General features: G+C 56.7%; 6 protein-coding genes and 2 pseudogenes. All 8 read right to left on the bottom strand.

What is annotated here, in order from left to right:
* Positions 1-344: pseudogene (locus tag DW965_RS18050) on the bottom strand (hypothetical protein); the annotation flags it as partial.
* A 132-nt stretch (positions 345-476) separates the two neighbouring features.
* Positions 477-877, bottom strand: a pseudogene (locus tag DW965_RS18055) (cysteine-rich VLP domain-containing protein).
* Positions 878-1,069 (bottom strand): hypothetical protein, encoded by a 192-nt coding sequence (locus DW965_RS18060; protein ID WP_318272949.1) that lies wholly within the window; start codon positions 1,067-1,069, stop codon positions 878-880.
* A 2-nt stretch (positions 1,070-1,071) separates the two neighbouring features.
* On the bottom strand, positions 1,072-1,719 hold the full coding sequence (locus DW965_RS18065; RefSeq protein WP_032521002.1) for a DUF4366 domain-containing protein: 648 nt from the start codon (positions 1,717-1,719) through the stop codon (positions 1,072-1,074).
* On the bottom strand, positions 1,706-1,972 hold the full coding sequence (locus DW965_RS18070; RefSeq protein ID WP_005927622.1) for a DUF4315 family protein: 267 nt from the start codon (positions 1,970-1,972) through the stop codon (positions 1,706-1,708). The genes DW965_RS18065 and DW965_RS18070 overlap by 14 nt, the downstream gene beginning before the upstream one ends.
* A 22-nt stretch (positions 1,973-1,994) precedes the next feature.
* On the bottom strand, positions 1,995-3,662 hold the full coding sequence (locus DW965_RS18075) for a C40 family peptidase (protein WP_119198653.1): 1,668 nt from the start codon (positions 3,660-3,662) through the stop codon (positions 1,995-1,997).
* 279 nt (positions 3,663-3,941) lie between these two features.
* Positions 3,942-6,371, bottom strand: a complete 2,430-nt coding sequence (locus DW965_RS18085; protein WP_442857837.1) for a VirB4-like conjugal transfer ATPase, CD1110 family — start codon at positions 6,369-6,371, stop codon at positions 3,942-3,944.
* The gene (locus DW965_RS18090; RefSeq protein ID WP_119198655.1) at positions 6,289-6,675 is read right to left on the bottom strand and encodes a PrgI family protein; all 387 of its coding nucleotides are present in this window, start codon (positions 6,673-6,675) and stop codon (positions 6,289-6,291) included. The genes DW965_RS18085 and DW965_RS18090 overlap by 83 nt, the downstream gene beginning before the upstream one ends.
* Positions 6,676-6,693 lie beyond the last annotated feature (18 nt).

The following is a 6,693-nucleotide window of genomic DNA, read 5'->3' on the forward strand; positions in this document are numbered from 1 at the left end:
ATGGAAAGAGGCTGGTTATCCGGCGGCTTCGGGTAAGTTCCTATGTCCACGGGCCGCTGGGTGGAATAATAGCGGTAAACGCCCTCCGGTCCCAGCTCGGTATGCTTGACCGCCGCATGGTAAAACTGCTGATAGTCGTCCACCCGGCGGTCAAAGTCCCGCTGTGCCCACGCCTGACTGGTTCCATAGCGACCCCAGTAGTAATCCCGATGGCCGTTTTCCCCCTCGGTAAACTGCCAGGTCACAAAGGGGCTCGGCGCTCCCGGATTATGCCCCAGCGCAAAGCCGTGTCCGGTTTCAAAGGTGGCAGCTTTCAAAATCACATATCCTTGTACTGTCTCCAAGAGATCCCTCCTTTCTGTGCCTCGGGTCAACATGACCCGAAGTGCTGGATGTTACGAAATAAGAGGGCAGACCGGGGAGGAATGTAATAAGATATTCCCACCCCAGAAACACCCTCAAAAAAGCCCGGAATGTCAAGCCTTTGGAGGCGGCAAATCGTAACAGCCGCCCGGCCTTTTCTCCCGCATTTTCCTCATGCGTTCCCGGCTTTTCCGACGGTTTCCTTCGGCCTTGCAGACGTCGGAGCAGTAGCTTGACGCCCCTCGGGCAGAAACGCCTTTCCGCAGACCGCACAGGCCCGCAGTTCCGGGGAGATTCCTTCCGTTGTCAGCGCCGCTTGAAGCTCCGGGTCAAGGGGCAGGACAGCCTCACGGAAGTAACGGCAGTACGCCCCTGTCCAGCACTTGTGCAGCATATAACAGGCACAGTCCAGAGGAAGGCACAGGCCGCTTTCCCTGTCATAGTTGGCACACATCCCCGTGACCAGAGAACGGATTTTCTTCTTCTCGTCACGGGTCAGCTCCCGGGCGTCCATTTAAGACTTCGGGCCACGATGGCCCGAAGGGCGGGGCTCCACGATCAGCGCCCGGAACTTCTTCCGGCACTGTTTTTTCTTTCCTTTGCACTCCTTGTAGTAACGGCATCCCTTACAAGGGTTGTCATTGTCCCAGCCGGGGTGCGGTACTTCCTTCATCATTCGTTCAAAAGGGCTGCTTGTAAAATTCATTCTCATTCCTCCGTATCTTCCTCCCACGGCGGGGTATCTTCGTCCTCGGGTTCCTCTGCGATCTCCTCCAGCTCCCCGTCCTCATATTCGCAGTAATCATCTTCCAAATCCGGGGCCTCATGCTTCGGCTTGTAAATCTTGAAATAGTAACCAATTCCACCGCCGGCCAGCACCACCGCACCAATCAGGAGCAGAGAGAGAAGGGGGCTGTCCTTTTTCTCCGGCTCGGGTTCCGGTACTTCCTCCACCGGTTCAGTGGGCTTTGGCTCTGGCTCCGGGGTCACTTCTTTGGGCGGTTCCTTACCCTGTTCGGCAAGAGGCAGAAGGTCGTCTGTGGTAACGGTATTGAGGAAATAGACGTTCTCGCTGGTTTTCTGTTTGTCGATCACCAGATAAAACACGCTCTCGTCTGCGGTGGTGATGGTGTAGAACTCCTTTCCATCCTCGTCGGTGGCGTTGTCCACCACGGTTCCCGTCCCGTCCGGGGTAAAGGGGTTCTGGGTTTCCGGCTCTGCTTCGGTTTCTGCCGGGGAGGGAGCTGTCTCCGGCTGCGGCTCGCTGCTCTGTGCATAAGCCGGGACTGTAAAGATCAGGCAACACAAAAGGCTGGCAGCCATCGCCGCCAGCCTGCGGTATTTAATTTTCTTCATGGGCTGTGTCCTCCTTTTCGGGTGCCTCCGGCTTCGGGTCAGTATGGCCCGAAGCGGTAAGGCTGTTTTTGGGGTCATTCAGAAAAGCCATAAGCTGGGCGGGCGTCAATTTGAGGGAGCGCACCGCCTGCACGATCTGGCTGTTTTCTTCCTCCTGTTTCTGCTTTTCCAGCTCCCGGATTTTGGCCTGCCACTCGGCAGCCTTCTCCCGGGCTTTTTCCAGTTCCTTATCGAGCTTGTCGATCTTGTTCATGCAAGGACTCCTTTCCTCTGGCTCACAAACGCCCGAAGGCATAGAAATGTGTCTGCCAGTAGCTTGAATTGATGTTTGCGTATTGGATGGGCGAACCACAATGAAGCATCATCCCGTCGCCCACATAAATCCCCACATGGGACACAGGGCCGGGGCTGTCATAGGTTCCCGTGAAAAAGATAATATCGCCGGGCTTTGCCTCGGAGGGGGAAATGATAGCACACTGGTTGTAAATGCCCTGCGCCGTGGTACGGGGCAGGTTGTGGACGCCGCTGGCCGTGTACACCCAGCAGACAAAGCCCGAACAGTCAAAGGAGGTGGACGGGCTGGAGCCGCCCCACACATAGGGCCAGCCGATGTACTTTGTGGCTTCTTCCATGAGCGCCGCAAAAGCCGGGTCATCCAGTGCCTCGCCGGGTATCTCATAGCTGGGGCCGGTATCTTCGCCGCCGTTGTAAATCCCCTCCCACAGATAGGGCTTGTTGCCTTTGAGCTGCTGCATAACGGTGTATATCTGCCTCTGCTGTTCGTCAAGCCTCGGCAGGATCACGGCGGGCAGCGTCTTGTTTGTGAGGGTCACATTTAAGATGTAATACTCATAGGGGACTTCCTCGGTGGTGGTTTCCCCGGTCTCCGGGTCGGTGCTGGTTTCGGTGCGGTAGCGTATCTCGACTTCCTCCGTCAAGGTCAGCTCATACTGTTCCTTGAAGATCTCCCGCAGTTCGTCCTGCACCTGTTCCCGGAAATACACATGGTACTTTGCAGAGAGATAGGACGCCAGCTCATAGGGGTTATGGCCGATCTCGTCCACGGAATAGCGGTACTCGTCATAGCCGGGATGGGTGCTTTCGATGTTCGCTACCGTCTGTGCCAGCTCGTTTTCCAGTGCCGTGTAGTTCTCGTCCACCCCCAGCAGGTCCGTATCCTCCGAGGCGTAGGAGGTGCCGGATAACGCATTGGCAAGGCCGCTGCCAAGCGTGGGAAAGATGGAGCTTACCGCCGACACAAGAAAACAGAGCAGCAACAGCAGGAGCAGGACCAGCACCGCCACTGGATGATGGGTCACAAACTGCGCCGCCCGACGGGTCGCAGTTCCCGAAGCGGCAGCGGTTTTCCTTGCGGCCTTTGCGCCCTGTTTTGCAGCCGCCTTTGCTTCTTTGGAATACCGGCGTTTCAGTTTCCATTTCTGCTGCACACGGGAAAGCGGATTGCTGGCAAGTTCCGGGTGCTCGGAGGCCATCTTTTGAAAATCCACATTGGCCCGGGCTTTTATGTCCTTCCGTTCCCACTTTGCCACCTTCCGGGCTGGGTGTTCCCGCCAGCGGCGTTTGGCATAGCGGGTCAGTTTCCGGGCTCCGGCCTCTGCGGCCAGCTCGGATTTATGGGCTCCTTCCACACCCACATTTTCATGCTCAACCTCGTGTATCTTGTTGTGGACATAGAACCACGCTTCTGTACGGGCTCCCCGGACTGCCTTTTTTGCAAGCCCCGTCGGCTTCTTCGCTGCCCGTTTTGCCTCGGTCTTGTCCAGTTTCTCCCGGGCCTTTCCCAGCTTTTCCCCGGCGTGTTCCGCTTTTGCCTGTGCTTTCTGGTACTTGTCCTTTTTGCTCCCGGCCTTCTCGGCGGAGCCCTCCGGCTCCTGTGCCTTGCCGGTATCCTGCGGCCCGCCCGCTTCATCTTCCTGCCTCATGCGGTCAGAGGGACGACTTTTCCGGCTGTCCTCTTGAAACTTGCCGCTTTTGGACTTCGGGCCATCGTGGCCCGAAGGGCTGTCCTGTCCGGTATCCTCGTCCTCAAACCGCAGGCGTCGGGACGGTGCGGGGGAAGGCCCTTCCCGTTCAGCCGGTCCGGGGCGATTGCCCCCGGTATCCTCCGTCGGCCCCGGCCTTTGAAAATTCCGTTTGTCCGGTTTCTTTCCGATGATGTATCCCTCCTTTCCAAACCTCGGGCCAGCATGGCCCGAAGTGTGTTATGCCCGGTTCATTTCCTGTTTTTTGTCCTCCGGGCGGGTGGTCATAATGGCGTACAGCTCGGTATTCTGCGGGAAGCGGTCAACAAACGGGATGGTGGTATTCCCGAAGAACAGCAGCCCTTCGCCGGAATTGGTATGGGTCACATAGGAAAGCTGGTGGGGGCTGATCCCAAGCTGTTTGGCTAAAATCTGGCGGTCCCCCTGCGCCTGCGAGAGCAGCACAAGGAAGTCCGAGTTTTCAAAGATGTTCTCGATCTCCGGGCTTGCCAGAAAATCCTTTACGTTCTGCGTTAAAGCACTGGGAACGCACCCTTTTTTTCGCAGCATTTTCCAGATCGCCACACAGTAGCTTGCCGTCAGCCGGTCACGGAGCAGCACATGGAACTCGTCGAAGTAGCACCATGTAGCGATACCGCGGAGGAAATTCATGGACACCTGCGAGTTTACCAAGTCCTGCATAATGAGCATGGCAATCGTCCGAAGCCCGGCCCCCAGCTTTTTTAAGTCAAGGCATACCAGACGGCGGTTCAAGTCCACATTGGTTTCATGGTTGAATACGTTAAGGGAACCTGACACATAGATTTCAAGGGCCGTTGCCAGCCGTACCGCCTCGCCCTCCGGCTGGGAACAGAGCAGGTCATACAGGGTTTGGAGGGTCGGCATTTTGCTTGTTTCCGGGTCCTGCAAGTGTTCCCGGTACATCTGGCGCACACAACGGTCAATAACGGTACGCTCCACCGGCTGCAAGCCGTCCTTGCCGCCGACGATCAGCTCCATCAGCGACAGGATAAAGTCGGCTTTCAGCGCCATCGGGTTTTCCTCGTCGAAGCTCAAATCAATGTCCATCGGGTTGATGTGGTGGGGGCTGTCCGGGGCGATCTCAATGACCTGTCCACCCAGCCGCTTGATAAGGGGCGAGTATTCGCCCATCGGGTCAACCACAATGATCCGGTCACGGGTGGCAAGGAACACGTTCACAAGCTCCCGCTTTGCGGCAAAGGATTTGCCGGAGCCCGGCACGCCGAGGAACAGGCCGTTGGGGTTTTTGAGCTTTTTCCGGTTTGCCATGATGACGTTATGGGAAAGTGCGTTGAGCCCGTAATAGACGGCTTCGCCATCCATGCGGAGCTCCTGCGTCATAAAGGGAACGAAAATGGCCGTGGAGCTGGTCGTCATGCCGCGCTTGATCTCAATGTCGTTATGGCCCAGCGGAAGGCTGGAAAGAAAACCGTCCTCCTGCTGGAAGTCCAGCCGCTTCAAGGTGCAGTTGTATTTCTGGACGATACCGGACACCGTGAACAGGTCATTGTCCAGCTCCCGGCGGGTCGGGGCCATGTTTACCACAAGGAAGGTCAGCAGGAACATTCTTTCATTCCGGCTCTGTAAATCTTCCAGAAGGGTCTTTGCGTCGTTGCTGTACGTTACAAGATCGGGTGGAAGTATGTCCATGTCGTACCCTGACCGGGCTGCCTTCTTTTGTTCCTCCACCTTCATCTTGTCAATGTCGGAGACTTTGGCCTTGATAGATTTTACGGCGGCGGCCTGATCGACGGTTTGGATATGGAGAGTGATGGTCATTTCCGCATCCATTTCCAAAAGCTCCGCCAGCAGCTTGTCCGAGAGTTCCGAGGCCAAAATCTGCAAGTAGGAGGCAGCGCCCCAGGTCGTCCCTACCCGGAACAGTCGGCTGAAACGAAAATCGAAGCTGTCCGGGGCGATAAAGTCTTTGGTGGAAAGCCCGGTTTTGGGGATCATATCCCATGAAAACCGGAAGGGGGAGCCGCTGCCGGGGTGAAGCTGCCCGTGAAGAAGCTCCAGCCGTTCCAGCCCCGAAAGGGAGCGGCACTTGACGCCCAGCTTTTTGAAGTTCCCGCAAATGTCCGCCTCTACACGTTCCAGCCTTGCCCTGGCGGTGGAAAGGTCGTCCACGTTCACGCCAAAGGTCAGGAGCTTTGTGCGAACAATGCCGTTGTTGCTTTTGGCGATCTGGTTTTCCAGCATTTCCACATACTCGCACCGGACGCTGTTGTAATCGTCATCCTGCATGGGGATGTTCACGCTGTACCGGCTGCCCGGGCGGCTCCGGTGGTTGAGGAAGGAAAGCTGGAACGGAAGGCTGCTGTCAAAGTAGTTGAGGCAGGCGCTCCACCCGTCAAAGATGGCCGCCTGATCTTCGGACTGTGCGAGCTGGTAGTTGATGTCCTCGTATTCAATGGTTTTGGTGTAATAGCGGTCCGCTACCCGGCACACCCCGTCCCGGTACATTTCCCGGTAAGGGAGGGTCTGCTGGGCGGTGGTGGGAATGTTCTTTCCCTTTGTGAACAGGCCGAGAAGCCCCTGCTTTTCAGGCTTTCTGCCTGCGGGCTTTCCGGCCCTTCTGTTGTTTCGCAATCGGCTGCGCCTCCTTTCTGGTGCTAAGCAGCGCATAGAAGTTTTCGGTTTTGTAAGGCCGCACACGGGGATAGAGGAACCGGGTGCGGATGATGTTTTTCAGCACTTTTTCCAGCGGCAGACCGTCTCGTTCATACATAGCCAGAAAGAAGAACGGGAGCATGAGGCCGATCATCAGGAACATGGCGGCACTGTTCCCGATACTGCCACGGGAAAACAGGTAAGCCGGGAGGCCCACCGCCGCTGCGCTGGAAAAACAAACAAGCTGGCGCTTCGTTAGGTTGAAGGCCAGCTTTGTCTTGATTTTGGAAAGGTCTTTTGGTACTGGCACATAGGCCATTTTGGTACACCTCCTTTA

The organism is Blautia sp. AM47-4, from assembly GCF_003479865.1.
In the GTDB taxonomy this organism is placed as follows: domain Bacteria; phylum Bacillota; class Clostridia; order Lachnospirales; family Lachnospiraceae; genus Fusicatenibacter; species Fusicatenibacter saccharivorans.

Coding starts and splice junctions, on each gene's coding strand:
- DW965_RS18090 (WP_119198655.1), bottom strand. CDS start 6,675: ATGGCCTATGTGCCAGTACCAAAAGACCTTTCCAAAATCAAGACAAAG.
- DW965_RS18065 (WP_032521002.1), bottom strand. CDS start 1,719: ATGAAGAAAATTAAATACCGCAGGCTGGCGGCGATGGCTGCCAGCCTT.
- DW965_RS18060 (WP_318272949.1), bottom strand. CDS start 1,069: ATGAATTTTACAAGCAGCCCTTTTGAACGAATGATGAAGGAAGTACCG.
- DW965_RS18070 (WP_005927622.1), bottom strand. CDS start 1,972: ATGAACAAGATCGACAAGCTCGATAAGGAACTGGAAAAAGCCCGGGAG.
- DW965_RS18085 (WP_442857837.1), bottom strand. CDS start 6,371: ATGCGCTGCTTAGCACCAGAAAGGAGGCGCAGCCGATTGCGAAACAAC.
- DW965_RS18075 (WP_119198653.1), bottom strand. CDS start 3,662: ATGAGGCAGGAAGATGAAGCGGGCGGGCCGCAGGATACCGGCAAGGCA.